Origin of the sequence: Cohnella ginsengisoli (assembly GCF_029525555.1) — a bacterium.
In the GTDB taxonomy this organism is placed as follows: Bacteria; Bacillota; Bacilli; order Paenibacillales; family Paenibacillaceae; genus Cohnella; species Cohnella ginsengisoli.
The window spans coordinates 1,434,625-1,449,671 of sequence record NZ_JAPDHZ010000002.1; the positions used below are offsets into that span (position 1 = coordinate 1,434,625).

The 15,047-nt window shown below is 59.4% G+C and carries 14 protein-coding genes and 2 pseudogenes; 3 read left to right on the forward strand and 13 right to left on the reverse strand.

All coding sequences use genetic code 11. The annotated features are described in order from the left end of the window. Positions 1-2 precede the first annotated feature (2 nt). From OMP38_RS06935 to OMP38_RS06970, 8 genes are all read right to left on the reverse strand, one after another. Positions 3-206, reverse strand: a complete 204-nt coding sequence (locus OMP38_RS06935) for a hypothetical protein (RefSeq protein ID WP_277564435.1) — start codon at positions 204-206, stop codon at positions 3-5. Continuing rightward, positions 172-648, reverse strand: coding sequence for a TlpA family protein disulfide reductase (locus tag OMP38_RS06940; RefSeq protein WP_277564436.1), 477 nt, complete (start codon positions 646-648; stop codon positions 172-174). Before OMP38_RS06940 ends, OMP38_RS06935 begins: the two co-directional genes overlap by 35 nt. After that, positions 645-1,415: an ATP-binding cassette domain-containing protein gene (locus OMP38_RS06945; protein WP_338130481.1), complete on the reverse strand. Its 771-nt coding sequence runs from the start codon at positions 1,413-1,415 to the stop codon at positions 645-647. Before OMP38_RS06945 ends, OMP38_RS06940 begins: the two co-directional genes overlap by 4 nt. Further along, positions 1,378-2,511: a hypothetical protein gene (locus OMP38_RS06950; protein WP_277564437.1), complete on the reverse strand. Its 1,134-nt coding sequence runs from the start codon at positions 2,509-2,511 to the stop codon at positions 1,378-1,380. Before OMP38_RS06950 ends, OMP38_RS06945 begins: the two co-directional genes overlap by 38 nt. Next, positions 2,508-2,987, reverse strand: coding sequence for a hypothetical protein (locus OMP38_RS06955; RefSeq protein WP_277564438.1), 480 nt, complete (start codon positions 2,985-2,987; stop codon positions 2,508-2,510). Before OMP38_RS06955 ends, OMP38_RS06950 begins: the two co-directional genes overlap by 4 nt. A gap of 17 nt (positions 2,988-3,004) precedes the next feature. Beyond that, complete coding sequence (locus tag OMP38_RS06960; protein ID WP_277564439.1) at positions 3,005-3,307, reverse strand: helix-turn-helix domain-containing protein; 303 nt, start codon at positions 3,305-3,307, stop codon at positions 3,005-3,007. Continuing rightward, positions 3,250-3,603: a TrfB-related DNA-binding protein gene (locus tag OMP38_RS06965; RefSeq protein WP_277564440.1), complete on the reverse strand. Its 354-nt coding sequence runs from the start codon at positions 3,601-3,603 to the stop codon at positions 3,250-3,252. The genes OMP38_RS06960 and OMP38_RS06965 overlap by 58 nt, the downstream gene beginning before the upstream one ends. Before the next feature lie 179 nt (positions 3,604-3,782). Next, the gene (locus tag OMP38_RS06970) at positions 3,783-4,103 is read right to left on the reverse strand and encodes a hypothetical protein (protein ID WP_277565244.1); all 321 of its coding nucleotides are present in this window, start codon (positions 4,101-4,103) and stop codon (positions 3,783-3,785) included. Between OMP38_RS06970 and OMP38_RS06975 the strand changes: the two are divergent. Then, positions 4,084-4,819: pseudogene (locus OMP38_RS06975) on the forward strand (M15 family metallopeptidase). The gene OMP38_RS06970 and the pseudogene OMP38_RS06975 sit on opposite strands and share 20 nt — an antisense overlap. Before the next feature lie 525 nt (positions 4,820-5,344). On the opposite strand, the pseudogene odhB reads toward OMP38_RS06975, so the two are convergent. The 5 genes and pseudogenes from odhB to OMP38_RS07000 all read right to left on the reverse strand — a co-directional run bounded on the left by odhB (position 5,345) and on the right by OMP38_RS07000 (position 13,070). Next, positions 5,345-6,626, reverse strand: a pseudogene (gene odhB, locus OMP38_RS06980) (2-oxoglutarate dehydrogenase complex dihydrolipoyllysine-residue succinyltransferase). 6 nt (positions 6,627-6,632) lie between these two features. Continuing rightward, the gene (locus OMP38_RS06985; RefSeq protein WP_277564441.1) at positions 6,633-9,506 is read right to left on the reverse strand and encodes a 2-oxoglutarate dehydrogenase E1 component; all 2,874 of its coding nucleotides are present in this window, start codon (positions 9,504-9,506) and stop codon (positions 6,633-6,635) included. Between the two features lie 345 nt (positions 9,507-9,851). Further along, entirely contained in the window at positions 9,852-10,625 is a 774-nt protein-coding gene (gene sdhB / locus OMP38_RS06990; protein ID WP_277564442.1) for a succinate dehydrogenase iron-sulfur subunit, read from the reverse strand. Positions 10,626-10,628: 3 nt separating this feature from the next. Beyond that, positions 10,629-12,386, reverse strand: a complete 1,758-nt coding sequence (sdhA, locus tag OMP38_RS06995) for a succinate dehydrogenase flavoprotein subunit (protein WP_277539594.1) — start codon at positions 12,384-12,386, stop codon at positions 10,629-10,631. Positions 12,387-12,404: 18 nt separating this feature from the next. Beyond that, a complete protein-coding gene (locus OMP38_RS07000; RefSeq protein ID WP_277564443.1) occupies positions 12,405-13,070 on the reverse strand; it encodes a succinate dehydrogenase cytochrome b558 subunit in 666 nt (221 codons plus the stop codon). Between the two features lie 155 nt (positions 13,071-13,225). Between OMP38_RS07000 and OMP38_RS07005 the strand changes: the two genes are divergently transcribed. After that, positions 13,226-14,134 carry a LysR family transcriptional regulator gene (locus OMP38_RS07005; RefSeq protein ID WP_277564444.1) on the forward strand — a complete coding sequence of 303 codons (909 nt, stop codon included), beginning with the start codon at positions 13,226-13,228 and terminating at the stop codon, positions 14,132-14,134. Between the two features lie 179 nt (positions 14,135-14,313). Beyond that, on the forward strand, positions 14,314-14,952 hold the full coding sequence (locus OMP38_RS07010) for a 3D domain-containing protein (RefSeq protein WP_277564445.1): 639 nt from the start codon (positions 14,314-14,316) through the stop codon (positions 14,950-14,952). The last annotated feature ends 95 nt before the right edge of the window (positions 14,953-15,047 follow it).

Here is a 15,047-nt window from a genome sequence, read left to right on the forward strand (position 1 = left end):
CGTTAAACGCAGCATCCGCCTTGCTGATCGCAATTCACGTACGAAACGTCGTAAGGCACGACCGTGTTCGTGCATTGGATCGTCTTGTTAATCCAGTATTCCTTCGGATACGTCGTGCCGTTTGCGGAGCAGGTTTTGGCGACGCAATACGTGTACTGCGGAATTTCGCCGTCAAGGATGTAGTTCGTCGGGCATGTGCAAGCCATGTTTATCACCTCCTTTCAAAAGCAATCCTTCGGCCAACCGCCTGATCTCGCGGTCGTCGTGGACGGCGGCGGCTCGCGCGACCTTCCCGTCGCCGAGCTCGAAAATGGCCAGCGGATAAGTCCGTACGCCGAGTATGTCGTGCATATCCCGAGCGTTCACGGGGAATACCGGGAACGTCCATTCGAAGTAGTCCGACATCTCGCGAACGTCGCGCGGATCTCCCGCGACCAACAGCAGAAGCCGATATTCCGGAAGGCTCGCGCTCGTATTGGCCAGATGCGGAAGCAGCTCGATGCAATCGGCGCAGTGAAGCGACGCGAATACCAGTAACCGCGGCTCTCCGTTCGGTCCCGGCGCGCCCGCCCGCCTTAGTTCGGGAATCGCCGAGCCGGGCCGCGGGACGATCGGCGTTCGTCCGCCAGATTTTAATCTCAAACTCATCGGGGTTCGCTCCTTAATGAAATTTTTCGATCGTGCAGCGCCTGCTGCTCCGACCAGACGCGGGCGTATCGCCCGCCGAGCGCCAGCAGCGACTCATGATTGCCCTCTTCTACGATGCGTCCTTCTTCCATCACCCATATCCGGTCCGCCCGTCCGGCCAGCGCGACGCGATGCGTGACGAGCAATACGGTCTTGTCCGCGAACAACCTCCAGATGCTATCCATCGCGGCGGACTCGCTCATCGGATCCAGCGCAGACGTAGGCTCGTCCAGCACAACGAGGTCTGCGTCCGAATGCAGGAACAGCCTCGACAAGGCCAGCTTCTGCCACTGACCGCCCGACAAATAAATCGAGCTTGCGTCCATCTGGCCGAGCGGCGTATCCGGACCGCGTCCGTCCGCCAGCTCGCCGAGGCCCGACGCCTTCAGCGCGCTGCGCAGTCTGGCGTCATCTTTAAGCGCAGCGCTATGGCCTGCTGCCATGTTCTCCCGCACCGTACCTTGATAACGGACGAAATCTTGAAAGAGCACCTGAACCCGGGCAAACATGCTGTTTCTGTCGATTGCGCTGACAGGAACGCCATCATAGCGGACGGGTTCGCCATCGAGTACGTACAGGCCGAGCACGACCTTGAGCAAAGTAGACTTTCCCGAGCCGTTGCCGCCCAAGATCGCGATCTTTTCCCCCCGGCTGATTTGCCGCTCCCCGATCTCAAGCGCCGGCGTATCTCTATTCGGATAGGTGTACCGCAGCGCGGGAAGGGAGATCGCCTTGGCGAAGACAAACGGCTTTCCCCCCGCCGTCTAAGCCAATACCCCTTTGCGGCACCGCGCAGCTAGGCAAGCCTGCTTCCAACGCATGATTTTCATTCAAGCGTTCCTTGAAACGCCTCGAGGGTATATCCGGCTCTGTGGCTCCGAAGAGGTAAGCGTGCGTCTCTGCGACTCCCGCCCAGCTCTGCAAGACGGACGACAAGTTTGAAGAGATGAGGCTCATGGCCATCGTGACGGCCATGAAGTCGCCTGCTCCCAGCCCGCGTTCGCGGACGGTCCAAGCCGCGACGCAGGCGGCGGCCGCATAGCCCGCGGCGGATATCGCCTCTCCCCCGAAGCCCGCCGACAGCTGCATCCGTTGGATGCTGGACAGAATCCCGTCCGAGTAGCGCTTGGCGGACAGCCAACGGGCTTTGAAATACGGCCGCGAGCGGTACACCGTCAATTCCTTCTGCGAGGACGACCCGGTCAGCAGTCCGTAAAGATACGAGGGACGAACCGACGCGCGATGAAGTTCAGCGTTCAGCAACGTTTTGCGCTTCACGAGCATCAGGTGTAGACCGCCCTTCAGGCAGCCTACCGCGATGGCTAGCGCGCCGATGCCGGGGTGCACGCCAGACAGGTAACGGAATCCGAGGATCGCCGTCGCCAGCTTCGTCAGCAGTTGAGCGACCTGCGCGTACATCTCGAACGGCTTGGTAACCGCGAACCGCCGCAGGGCAAGCCGCTCCTCATACTGCGGATGCTCCTGCTCCGCCAGAGCGAGCGCGCCGTTCTCTTCGATCAGCTGCAATTCGCAGGCGTTCGCGTAGGCCAGCTGCATCCGGGACGTTCGGTACGAGGAAAAGGCGTTGAGTCCCGCTCCGAGCAACTGAAGGCCCGCGAGCGCGACGAGCGGCGGAATGAAGGCCGCGGCATCGCCACCGACCGCGGCATTGACCGTTTGCGCCGTGAAGGCGAGCGTCCCGTAGGACTGCAGCGCGTTGCCCGTCAGCACGGATACCGAGAGCAGCACGCCCGTTTTGTCGAAACGATAGATCCGCCAGGTTGACGCCAGAGCGTCCCGCGCGATTCGCGCGATCTTGCTCATCCGCCCGCTGCTTCGACGGCTTTGCCGTTCGCGCCCAGCCAGCGGGCATGGGCGACTGCGTCCAGCGTCGTATTGAACAAGCCCGATCCCACTGCGAAGCCATCGCGATCCAGCACGATCATAAAAGGGATGACCTTGATCGGCGTTCGTTCGGCGACAACCGCGATCTCGCATCGCTCGACGCGGCACGGGAACGGAACAAGTTCCTTGGCGAGCAATTCGTATTCGGCTTCGCTCGCCTCCGCGAACAGCAGATAGTCCAGTTCGGGACGCTCCTCCATGAATCCAACCGCCGCATCCAAATCGCAAGCCTCGCAGCCCGCGCTCATCACGAACACGACTGCGCCCGAAGCCGTATGCTGTAGCCACGACAAGTCGGTTTCATCGTCCCCGCTCCTTAGCGCAAGACGTTCTGGGAACCTGGTCCCCTTCGGATACGCCGGTACGCTGCCGCGCATAAATTTCCGATATTCCATCGCCAATCCTTCTCCTCCTAATCATGATTTGCGGCGGCGTAAGCAGTTTGGGGCTCCGCGCATCGAACGCCAGCCGTCAACCGCCCGCCAGCCGCCATCTCCTCGGCTTTGAGCCGAATCAGCTCAAGCAGTTCGAGCCTCAGCGCCTGCTTCGCTTCATCCCGCGGCATGCGCATGAAGCGCGATAGATCGTCGATCTCTTTTTCGAAAAAGTCGATAATTCGCAGCTTGGCGGCTTGGTCCCCGTCCCCGGCGGCCTGTACTAGTTGGCGGAGCTGCTCATTTGACGGCGGAGCGCCGCGACCGCTCGCTGTTTGCATTTGTTCACCGCCTGTTGCGTGATTCCCAGTTCGCGCGATATTTCGCGTTCTGTTTTCCCGTCGACGATCAGCTTCTGCATGACGGTTCTGCTTGGATACGATGGTATCGCTAAAAGCACCTCCTGCACGAAAAGCATGGAAATCGCCTGATCCGCAGGCTCTCCCATATCGGTTCGCTCGGCCGCGGCGATCGCGAGTTCCCGGTTCATTCGGGATCGATTGCGATATTGCATGCGCCAGGCGGCTCGCGTCAGCCGCTGTCTGAATTCCGCGAACAAGGTCAACTCGTCGCCCATTTCCATCCTCCTTTAACCGCAGCGTATTTCCTTCTCATCAATGTAGGAGCCTGACTTTCCCATTATACAACCAGAAAAAGAACATTTGTTCCCATGCTTTTGGGAAGATTTTTGCTGCAGCCGATTTCATTTGCCCCTTTTTGCGGAGTTTGTCGAAACAATTCTAGTTCTATGAACGTCTAATTCAGTAGAATCGGGAGGGATATAGAAATGAAAATAGGAAGATGGCTGATCGCGGGCGCAGTCGTCGCGGTCGTTATATGGAAAGCGGACGATATCATTGGAACGGACAAGCAGCAAAGCGCCGCGCCGCCGGCCGTCACGGAGACCGCATCGGCTTCAGCCGCGCCTTCGGACAGTTCCGTAGATACGAGCACGAACGAAGCGACGCCAAGCGCGGAACCCACGGGCACGGCTACGCCGTCTACGGATTCTCCATCGCCGTCGAAGGACGCCGACCCCGACGGTTCTTCAACGGCAATGCCCGAATCGTCCGGCAAACCCTCGGATCCCTCCGATGAGTCGAATGATAGCGCCGGTTCGGACAGCTTGAACGCGCTGCTTCAGCTTAATGCGCCGGACAAGACGATCGAGGTGGGCAAAAATGGCGTAGCGACCGTGACGAACTCCGACAGCATGCTCGTTCTGGTCAATAAGAAGCGGGAGCTTTCTTCCACTTATGCGCCGGACGATCTCGTCAAGCCGGATGTCGAATTTTCGTTTTCCGGCGATTCGCCCAAGCAAAAAATGAGGAAGACCGCGGCGGGAGCGCTGGAAAAGCTGTTCGCAGGCGCCAAAAAAAGACGGGATTACGCTAAAAGCGGTCTCCGGCTACCGCTCCTATGCGACGCAAAAATCGATCTTCAGCCGCAACGCGGACTTGAAAGGCGAAGAAGTCGCGAACCGGACGAGCGCAAGACCCGGACAGAGCGAGCATCAAACCGGCCTCGCGATGGATGTCTCCAGCGCGAGCGCCAACTACGAGCTCGAACCCAAATTCGGAGACACCAAAGAAGGCAAATGGCTGGCTGCGCACTGCGCAGAATACGGCTTCATCATCCGTTTCCTCAAAGGCGAAGAGGACGTGACGGGTTATTCGTACGAACCGTGGCACGTGCGTTACGTAGGCAAGGACGCGGCCAAACAAATCATGAAGCAAGGCGTCACCCTGGAAGCCTATCTCGAAGCTGCCGCAAATGGCGCGACTAAAGCTTAAATAAAAGTCGTAATAGAACGCTCGCGATCGCGAGCGTTCTTTTTTGCGGTATTTGCAGGTTAATGGTTGCTGCATAGACTGCGGTTCGGCGCGTTTTAACGATATCCCCTTCGAACAGGAACAAGCGAACTTTAACACATTGATACGATATCCCCTTCGAACAGGAACATTTGTACCTCAACGCATTAGCACGCTATCCCCTTCGTTCAGGAAATCAACTGAAGGTTATCAGGCAAGCCACTAAAATCCTTGAAAACCTCCCCCATAAAGGCCCATACAAGCTTCATCCAAACGCTCACGCCGCGATTAACTTCCGTAAAACCTTGTAAGCATTTAAACATGCATTGCAATGAAAAAACCGTTTCTCCGGACTTTTTTGCCCACATTCCCTGTCTGAAGGGGATACCGTTCAAATGGCTGAAAACTGGTGCGTCGTACGCAGAAACTCAGCTGCAGGAGCGGGAACTCTCGCTTTAAAAGCAAAAAAGCCCCGCCAATTAAGCGGGGCTAAGAACGATAAACCGATCAGCCTTGCAGCAGCAGCGTTTCCGGATCTTCGAGCATTTCCTTTACGGCGACCAGGAAGCGGACAGCTTCGGCGCCGTCGACGATGCGGTGGTCGTAGGAGAGCGCGATATACATCATCGGACGAATCGCGACCTCGGTGTTGTTGTTGACCGCGATCGGACGGTGCTGGATCTTGTGCATGCCCAGAATGCCGACTTGCGGCGCGTTCAGGATCGGCGTGGAGAGCAGCGAGCCGAATACGCCGCCGTTCGTGATCGTGAACGTGCCGCCTTGCAGGTCGGACAGCGCAAGCGCGTTATTGCGCGCCTTGACGGCCAGATCTGCGATGGAGCGCTCGATCTCGGCGAAGCTCAGGCGGTCGGCGTCGCGAACGACGGGTACGACGAGGCCTTCCTTCGCGGATACGGCAATGCCAATATCGTAAAATTGCTTGGCGATGATATCTTCGCCGTCAATCTCCGCGTTCAGCAGCGGATATTGCTTCAACGCGCCTACAACTGCCTTGGTGAAGAAGGACATGAAGCCGAGATTGACTTCGTTCTTTTCCTTGAACGCGTCCTTGCGGCGCTTACGAACGTCGAGGATCGCGCTCATGTCGACTTCGTTGAAGGTCGTGAGCATCGCAGCCGTGTGCTGGGCTTCGACGAGGCGAGTGGCGATCGTCTGGCGGCGGCGGGACATCTTCTTGCGCTCGTACGGCTTGGCCGATTGGAAAGCAGGCGCGGACGGAGCCTTCGCAGCCGGTGCCGCCGGGGCGACAGGCGCGGATGCTGCAGGCTGGGCGCCCGCTGCCCGGACGTCCTCGGGATAAATACGGCCGAGGGGGATCGCGAGCAGGCGTCTGGCTCAGATCGATGCCTTGCTCTCGGGCAAGCTTGCGGGCTGCAGGCGTCGCGGACGGTTGCCCGGCGGACGGCACGGCTGCAGGAGCAGCCGGAGCTGCGGCAGGAGCAGCATGCGCAGCAGCGGCAGGAGCCGGAGCTGCGGCGGGAGCAGGAGCTGCGGCGGGAGCAGGCGCGGCTGCAGGAGCCGCGGCACCGCCCTCGCCTTCGGCGATACGGCCGATGACTTGGCCGATCTGCACGGTATCGCCTTCGCCGAACAGCAGCTCGGTAACGACGCCCGCTTGTTCGGCGCTGATTTCCAAGTTTACTTTGTCGGTCTCGAGTTCGAGCAGCAGATCGCCGTTATTTACATTGTCGCCTGCTTTGACGGCCCATCGCGAGATGGTGCCTTCCGTAATCGATTCGCCCATTGCCGGTACTAGAATATCTGCCACTGCGGCTTACCTCCCCAGGTTGTGAGTCAACGTCGGACTCTGCTTCAAAGATTGCGTCACGATATAATTCTGCTCATCCGCATGTACGTCCGCGAACCCGGTAGCGGGGCTCGCACGGTCCGGACGGCCGATATACTTGACTTCCGCGCCGGACGGCGCGATCTCGCGGATGCGGGACTCCATGTAGGTCCAGGCACCCATATTGCGAGGCTCTTCTTGCGTCCAGACGACTTCCGTGAGTTTCGGGAAGCGAGCGAACACCTTCTTGATCTCCTCGGCCGGGAACGGATAAAGCTGCTCCACGCGGACGATATGCAGCCAATCCTTGTTGCTGTCTTTGTCCTTGGACAGCGCGTCCTCGAGGTCGATGGCGACCTTGCCCGAGCAAAGAACGATACGTTCGACGCGGTCCGGCTTCGCGCCGAGGCCCGCTTGCTCGAGGATCGTCTTGAATCCGCCCTCGCCGAGTTCGGCGGCCGGCGAAGCGGCTCTCGGATTGCGAAGCAAGCTCTTCGGCGTCATGATCACGAGCGGTTTGGCTTCGTCCGTACCGGTAATCGACGCCTGACGGCGCAGCAGATGGAAATACTGCGCGGCGCTGGACAGGTTCGCTACCGTCCAGTTGTCTTCGGCGGACAACTGGAGGAAGCGTTCGAGACGGGCGCTGGAGTGCTCAGGCCCCTGTCCTTCGTAGCTATGCGGCAGCAGCATGACCAGGCTCGAACGCTCGGACCACTTGGCCCGGCCCGAAGAGATGAACTGGTCGATCAGCACCTGGGCTACGTTGGCGAAGTCGCCGAATTGCGCTTCCCATAGCACCATCGTCTCGGGCGAATACACGTTGTAGCCGTATTCGAAGCCAAGCACGGCGGACTCGGACAGCGGGCTGTTGTGCAGGGCGAAAGAAGCCTTCGCTTGCGGCAGCGTGTGCATGGGGCAAAACGTATCGCCCGTCTCGACATCATGCAGCACCAGGTTGCGCTGGGCAAACGTCGCGGTCTCAGCGTCCTGTCCGGTCATCCGGATGGCGCGGCCGTCGGCGAGGATCGAGGCGAATGCCAGTGTTTCGGCATGGCTCCAATCGATTTTCTCCCCGTCGTTAAAGGCGCCGGCGCGGCGCTCGAGAATTTTTTGAAGCTTGGGATACAGCTTGAAGCCTTCAGGCCACTTGAGCAGTTCGGCATTTAGCTCGCGCAGCTTCGCCACTGGAACGTTCGTGGGCGCCACCGCGACAGTGGTATTCTGCTGAACCGCATGGGACTGAGGACCCTCGTGGTGATCTTCGAGGCTCTTCATTTCCTCATATGCCGCCTTGAAGACCGCGAGAACGCCATTTTTCGCTTCCTCGAACTGCGCTTCGGTCAGCTTGCCTTCTTTGACGAGACGGTCTGCGTAAACACGGCTGACGCCGGGATGCGCCTTGACCTTTTTGTAGACGGTCGGCTGCGTCGGCTCGGGATCGAGCGTCTCGTTGTGGCCGTGGCGGCGGAAGCCGATCAGGTCAATCAGGAAGTCCTTCTTGAAGCGCTGGCGATATGCGACCGCCATGCGGGCGACCGCGATCACGGCTTCAGGGTCGTCGGCATTGACGTGAACGATCGGAATCTCGAAGCCCTTGGCCGGATCGCTCGAGTATTGGGTCGACCGGGAATCGACGCTGTCGGTCGTAAAGCCGATCTTGTTGTTGACGATGATATGAATCGTACCGCCGATGCAATAGGCGCGGAGCGTGCTCAGATTCATCGTCTCGGTGACGATGCCTTCGCCAGGGAACGCAGCATCCCCATGCATGACGATAGAAGCCGCGACGTCCATTTTATGATTCGGGTAACCACGCTGCGTACGATCGTCCTGAGCGGCGCGCGCAAAGCCCTGCACGACGGGATTGACGTACTCGAGATGACTCGGGTTGTTCGCTAGAACGACGCGCGTCTCGCCGCCCAGGGCGTTTTTCATAACATGGCGTGCGCCCAGGTGGTACTTCACATCGCCGGTGCCGCCAGCCTCGAACGTGAAGGTCCCCTCGGTCGGAGACTTCTTGCCGCTCGATGCGGAGTGCTGGAACTCGGCAAAAATCTTCGTCAACGGCTTTTGCAAAATGTGCGCGAGCACGTTCAGACGGCCGCGGTGCGCCATGCCGATCGCGATATCGCTGACGCCTTCGCCGGCCAGGTCCTGCACCATCCGGTCGACCAATGCGATCAGCGCATCGTTGCCCTCGACGGAAAAACGCTTGACACCGATGAATGTCTTCTGCAGGAAGTCCTCGAAAAGTTCGGCTTCAAGCAGACGCTTGAGCAGGTTGGCGCGTTCCGCTGCGCTCAATTGCTGAGCGGGCACCCGCTGCTCTGCAAAGTTGTTCAGCCATTGACGCTCTTCTTCGTCGGAAATATGGCTGAATTCGTAGGCGATCGTGCCGCCGTATACTTCCTTGAGCTTGGCGATCGCCTCGGCGCCGTTCGACACGCCGGCAGGCGCGCCTTCCCAGACGAGGTCCGCCGGCAATGCAGCGAGGTCCGCGTAAGTCAGGCCGTAAGTCTCGGGCTCCAGCACCTTCGCCGAAGCGACGGGGCCGATGTCCAGCGGATCGATGTCCGCGACCAGATGCCCATAGGCGCGGACATTCCAGACGAGCTTGCCCGCTAAGACCGCGTTGCGAAGCTGACGCGTATCCACGGCGACAGCCGCACCCGGCGTCGAAGCGGCTGGGCTCCGGACCGAGCGCGGCGGCTCGCCCCACGCTTTGAATTGTTCGCGGTATTCCTGCGCGACCGACTCCGGATCGCGTAGATACATTTCGTATTGCTCTTCGATGTAGCCAAGGTTCGGGCCGTAATACTTTGCCCATGGGTTCTGATGGTCTTGCTCGCCATTCGCCATTTGTGTGATCCCTCGGTCTTCTATAAAAGTTGATTATCGAACATAGCGGTATCGCTTATCCTCCATGATTATAAAGCATTTGTTTGCGACATTAAAATAAGGATTTCCTATCGTTATGATCTCAAAATGAGAACGTTCGTCAACAAAAGCGCACATGATGTTCAGTATGCCGTTCGCACAGGAGAATTATCCCTGTAACCGGACGTTGTCCGGGTAAATGCCCCACAACATGTCCGTATCATCTTGAAAGCGTTTTAAGCGATTATTGCAAAGGCGAAGAATAAAGTAAAAGCCCGGCTGCGGCCGACTTCGAGTCGGTCGTAGCCGGGCAGGCTGGCGCGGCGATTAGAAGCTCAGCCAGCGCTTGAACATATGCTTGGTCGTGTCGCGGTTGATCGCCGCGATCGACGTCGTAAGCGGAATGCCCTTCGGGCAGGAACGCACGCAGTTCTGCGAGTTGCCGCAGCCTTCGATGCCACTCTCGTCTTCCATGAGCGCCTCAAGACGCTCGTGCGCGTTCATCTCGCCCGTCGGGTGAGCGTTGAACAGGCGGACCTGCGAGATCGGCGCGGGGCCGATGAAGCTAGAACGGTCGTTGACGTTCGGGCAAGCCTCGAGGCAAACGCCGCAAGTCATGCACTTGGACAGTTCGTACGCCCATTGACGCTTAGTCTCGGCCATGCGAGGGCCCGGTCCGAGATCGTACGTGCCGTCGATCGGAATCCAAGCCTTGACTTTCTTGAGCGCGTTGAACATGCGCTCGCGGTTGATGACCAGGTCGCGAACGACAGGGAACGTGGACATCGGCTCAACGCGAACCGGCTGCTCGAGCTTGTCGATCAGCGCGGAGCAGGCTTGGCGCGGCTTGCCGTTGATGACCATGGAGCAGGCGCCGCACACTTCCTCGAGGCAATTCGACTCCCAGACGACCGGCGTCGTCTTGGCGCCGTCCGCCTTGACGGGATTCCGCTGAATCTCCATCAGCGCGCTGATGACGTTCATGTTCGGACGGTACGGAATCTCGAATTCTTCCGTATAGGGGGCGGCGTCCGGCTTTTCCTGACGCTTGATGATGAATTTGACGGTGCGCTTGGCGGTCGCGGTAGCAGTATCTGCCATCGGTTAGCCCTCCTTCTTCTTGTTCGAGGAGTAATCGCGAACCCGCGGTTTGATCAGGGACGTGTCGACGTCCTCGTAAGAGATCTGCGGGCCCTCGGACGTCCAGGTCGCCTTGGTCGTCTTCAGGAACTCCTCGTCGTTGCGTTCCGGGAACTCGGGCTTGTAGTGCGCGCCGCGGCTCTCGTTGCGCAGCAGGGCGCCTACCGTCATCGCTTCTGCCAGCTCCAGCATGTTCCACAGCTGGCGCGTGAAGGCGACGCCGGCATTGTTCCAGCGGGCCGTATCGTTGATGTTGATTTTCGTGTAACGCTGCTTGAGCTCTTTGATCTTGCCGATCGTTTGCTCCAGGCGGTCATTGAAGCGAACGACGGTCATGTTGTTCGTCATCCATTCGCCCAGTTCCTTATGAATCACATAGGCGTTTTCGCTGCCGTCCATCTTGAGGATGGACTCGTACTTATTCGCCTGCTTCGAACGCTCGCGCTCGAAGACGGACTCGGCGACGTCGTCCGCGGACTTTTTGAGGCCCTTGATATACTCGACGGCCTTCGGTCCGGTCACCATGCCGCCGAAGATGGCGGACAGGAGCGAGTTCGCGCCCAAACGGTTCGCGCCGTGGTATTGATAGTCGACTTCGCCGCAGGCGAACAAGCCGGGAATGTTCGTCATCTGGTTGTAGTCGACCCACAGTCCGCCCATCGAGTAGTGAACCGCCGGGAAGATCTTCATCGGGATCTTGCGCGGATCGTCGCCCGTGAACTTCTCGTAGATCTCGATGATGCCGCCGAGCTTGACGTCGAGCTCCTTCGGATCCTTGTGCGACAGGTCGAGGAATACCTTATTCTCGCCGTCGATGCCGAGCTTCTCGTCGACGCACACCGCGAAGATCTCGCGCGTCGCGATATCGCGGGGAACAAGGTTGCCGTAAGCCGGATACTTTTCCTCAAGGAAGTACCAAGGCTTGCCGTCTTTGTACGTCCAGATACGTCCGCCTTCGCCGCGAGCGGATTCGCTCATGAGGCGGTTCTTGTCGTCGCCCGGAATAGCCGTCGGGTGAATCTGGATGAACTCGCCGTTGGCGTAGTGAACGCCCTGCTGGTACACCGCGCTAGCCGCCGTGCCGGTATTGATGACCGAGTTGGTCGTCTTGCCGAAAATGATGCCCGGGCCGCCCGTCGCAAGGATGACCGCGTCTCCGCGGAACGTGACCGTATCCATCGAGCGCAGGTCCTGCGCGGCGATGCCGCGGCAGACGCCGTCGTCGTCGACGACGACGGACGTGAATTCCCAGTGCTCGAACTTCTGGACAAGGCCCGCGACTTCCCAGCGGCGGACCTGCTCGTCCAGCGCGTACAGCAGCTGCTGGCCGGTCGTCGCGCCCGCGAACGCCGTACGGTGGTACTGCGTGCCGCCGAACCGGCGGAAGTCGAGCAAGCCCTCCGGCGTACGGCTGAACATAACGCCCATCCGGTCCATGAGGTGGATGATGCCCGGCGCCGCTTCGCACATGGCCTTGACCGGCGGCTGGTTCGCCAGGAAGTCGCCGCCGTATACCGTATCGTCAAAGTGCTCCCAAGGGGAGTCGCCTTCGCCCTTCGTGTTAACCGCTCCGTTGATGCCGCCCTGGGCGCATACGGAGTGGGACCGCTTGACCGGCACGAGCGAGAACAGATCGACCCGCATGCCGGCTTCCGCCGCCTTGACCGTCGCCATCAGACCCGCAAGTCCGCCGCCGACGACAATGATTTTCTGATTAGCCATTGCTGATTCTCCCTCCGATCAACCTAACAAACCGACGACGGCCGTCTGCGCCGCCGCGAACTCGTCGCTGCGGAACGCGAACAGCGACAGCAGGAACAGCACGGATACGATCGCGAAGATGCCCATGCAGATCTTCGACGATACGCGCTGCGCCCGCGGACCGACCGTAATTCCCCATGCCACGAGAAAAGCCCACAGGCCGTTGGCGAAGTGGAAGACGGCGGCGAGAACCGCGATGAAGTAAATCGTGAAGTAAACCGGCTGGGTCACGATATTGTGCATGTGCTGGCCGATCTCTTCGTTGGTCGTGTTGCCGAGCGCGACCTGAACGCGCGTCTGCCAAATATGCCAGGCGACGAACACGAAAGTAATGACGCCGGTAATCCGCTGCAGCGCGAACGCCCAGTTGCGTCCGTAGCTGTACCGGCCCGTGTTGTAATTCGACGTAAAGGCGAGATACAGGCCGTAGACCCCGTGGAACAGAATCGGCAGCCAAATGACGAACAGCTCGAGGAAAAAAATGAGCGGCAGGCCATGCAAGCCCTTGACGCTGTCTACGAAGCCCTCCTTGCCGTGCTCGAACGCGGAGTAATTCGTCAGGGCGTGTTCAATAATGAACAATCCGAGCGGAATCACACCCAAGAGCGAATGAATCTTGCGCGCGTAAAACGAGTTTCCCTTCATGTCGGTGAGCGTTCTCCTTTCGATCCGTGCGTTGTCACGAATTCTTCACGGTTTATAGGTTACTCCATTTTCGCTTATAATGGAACTGCTTATTTATTATTAAAACTTATGACGTATGGACATAAGCTCTAAAAAAACGCGGAGGAGGCGTCCACATGCTGGATGATATGAGAGTTTTCGCGACCGTCGTCGAGTACAGCAGCCTGAATCGGGCGGCGGACAGGCTGAATGTCACGCAGCCCGCGCTCTCCCGCAGAATCGCGCGTCTCGAGCGGGAGCTCGGCGTCGATCTTTTCCGCCGCATCGGCAAGCGCCTCGAGCTCACGCCTGCCGGGCAATTCACCTACGATTTCGCCCTCGAGCTGCGCAGATTCCACGGCGACTACCTGCAGCGGCTGAATGCGTTCAAGACGGCAGAGGCGCCCGTCGCGACGATCGGCGCGAGCCTTACCACGCTGCAGACGACGCTTCCCGAGCTGATCACGGCCATGACGGAGAAGCATCCGAACCTCGAGATCAAAGCCGTCACCGGCAAGACGCACGAGATCGCGACGCTCGTCAAGGAGCGAAAAGTCGACTTCGGCCTCGTCGCCTCCTCGGTCGAGGACGATCCGTCGATCACGAGTACGCCTCTTTTCGACGATACGGTCGTGCTGGTGCTGCCCCGCTCGCACTTTATAGTAGAACGCACGCAGCTGTCGATGAGCGACCTGAACGGCCTTCCGATGATCCTGTTCGCGCCCGGCACCTGGTACCGCAACCTGACCGACGAGCTGTTCCGCCAATACAGCGTCAAACCGGACGTCCGCATGGAGATCGACTCGTTCGAGGCGATCGTCCGGCTGCTCGGCGCGAGCCGGGCAGGCACGATGCTGCCCAAATCGTATTTGCGCCCGCAAATGCTCAGCGACAACGACCTTTACATCGTCCGCATCCGGGAGCTCGAGGAGTTCAAGCGCACGACTTCCCTTATTTATGGCGATCTTGCCTGGCTCGCGCCTTCTACGCGCTATTTAATCGAAGAGACGATCGCGTTGTTCGGCAGGGGCAACCGTCAGGGCTGACGGAACGATTTTTCATTTTTCTCATCGTTGCTTCGTTTTTCCCGCGGGGGCGCAATCGCAGGATGAGAGCGCCTCTCAGATATCCTCGGTTATCCAACCATGGCGTCCTTTACCACTTAACCCGGTTCGAGGGATCATGCTACGCTTGGCGCATGAATCGAACCGGAGGGTGAATACATATGCGTTTTCGATTGGGAATGCGAGCCGCCGCGCTCGCGCTCGGGGCCGCCCTGCTGCTCCCTGCAGCCGCTTCGCACGCGGCTACGACTTACGCGGCCAAGGACGCGGATACGTTCTGGACGCTGTCCAAAAAGTTCGCCGTGCCGCTGCAAAAACTGATGAGCTTCAACCCGAATGTCGATCCGAAAAACATATACGCCGGCCTGAAGCTCTCGATCCCTGCGCCTACGACGGGTTCCGTGACGGCCAAGGCGGTCCAACCCGCCGCGGTCGCGCAATCCGCCAAGCTCGTCAAAACGACCTCGGGCGACTCGCTGTCCTACGCGACGGCCATCCAAATGAAGGCGACGGCCTATTCCGCGTCCATCGAAGAAAACGCCTGGGGTCCCGTAGACTACTTCGGCAACCCGCTGAAGCTGGGCACGATCGCCGTGGATCCGAAGGTCATCCCGCTCGGCACCAAAGTGTACATAACGGGCTACAGCTTGGACGGACTGCCCGTCGGCGGCATGTTCGCCGTCGCTAGCGACGCGGGCAGCGCCATCAAGGGCAACCGCATCGACATCTTCGTGCCCGGTTCCCGGGATAAGGCAAGCAAATTCGGCTTTCAATACGTCAACTTGTACGTGCTTAATTAGTCCGGATGCGCCCCAGACCGCAGCCGCTTTCGAGAGAAGGCGGTTGCGGTCTTTTTTTGTCGCGCGGCCCCGGCAGCCCAATGTCGCTGCCGCGC

Coding starts and splice junctions, on each gene's coding strand:
- OMP38_RS06950 (WP_277564437.1), bottom strand. CDS start 2,511: ATGAGCAAGATCGCGCGAATCGCGCGGGACGCTCTGGCGTCAACCTGG.
- OMP38_RS06935 (WP_277564435.1), bottom strand. CDS start 206: ATGGCTTGCACATGCCCGACGAACTACATCCTTGACGGCGAAATTCCG.
- sdhB (WP_277564442.1), bottom strand. CDS start 10,625: ATGGCAGATACTGCTACCGCGACCGCCAAGCGCACCGTCAAATTCATC.
- OMP38_RS07010 (WP_277564445.1), top strand. CDS start 14,314: ATGCGTTTTCGATTGGGAATGCGAGCCGCCGCGCTCGCGCTCGGGGCC.
- OMP38_RS06965 (WP_277564440.1), bottom strand. CDS start 3,603: ATGGGCGACGAGTTGACCTTGTTCGCGGAATTCAGACAGCGGCTGACG.
- sdhA (WP_277539594.1), bottom strand. CDS start 12,386: ATGGCTAATCAGAAAATCATTGTCGTCGGCGGCGGACTTGCGGGTCTG.
- OMP38_RS06940 (WP_277564436.1), bottom strand. CDS start 648: ATGAGTTTGAGATTAAAATCTGGCGGACGAACGCCGATCGTCCCGCGG.
- OMP38_RS07005 (WP_277564444.1), top strand. CDS start 13,226: ATGCTGGATGATATGAGAGTTTTCGCGACCGTCGTCGAGTACAGCAGC.
- OMP38_RS06985 (WP_277564441.1), bottom strand. CDS start 9,506: ATGGCGAATGGCGAGCAAGACCATCAGAACCCATGGGCAAAGTATTAC.
- OMP38_RS06960 (WP_277564439.1), bottom strand. CDS start 3,307: ATGCAAACAGCGAGCGGTCGCGGCGCTCCGCCGTCAAATGAGCAGCTC.
- OMP38_RS07000 (WP_277564443.1), bottom strand. CDS start 13,070: ATGAAGGGAAACTCGTTTTACGCGCGCAAGATTCATTCGCTCTTGGGT.
- OMP38_RS06955 (WP_277564438.1), bottom strand. CDS start 2,987: ATGGAATATCGGAAATTTATGCGCGGCAGCGTACCGGCGTATCCGAAG.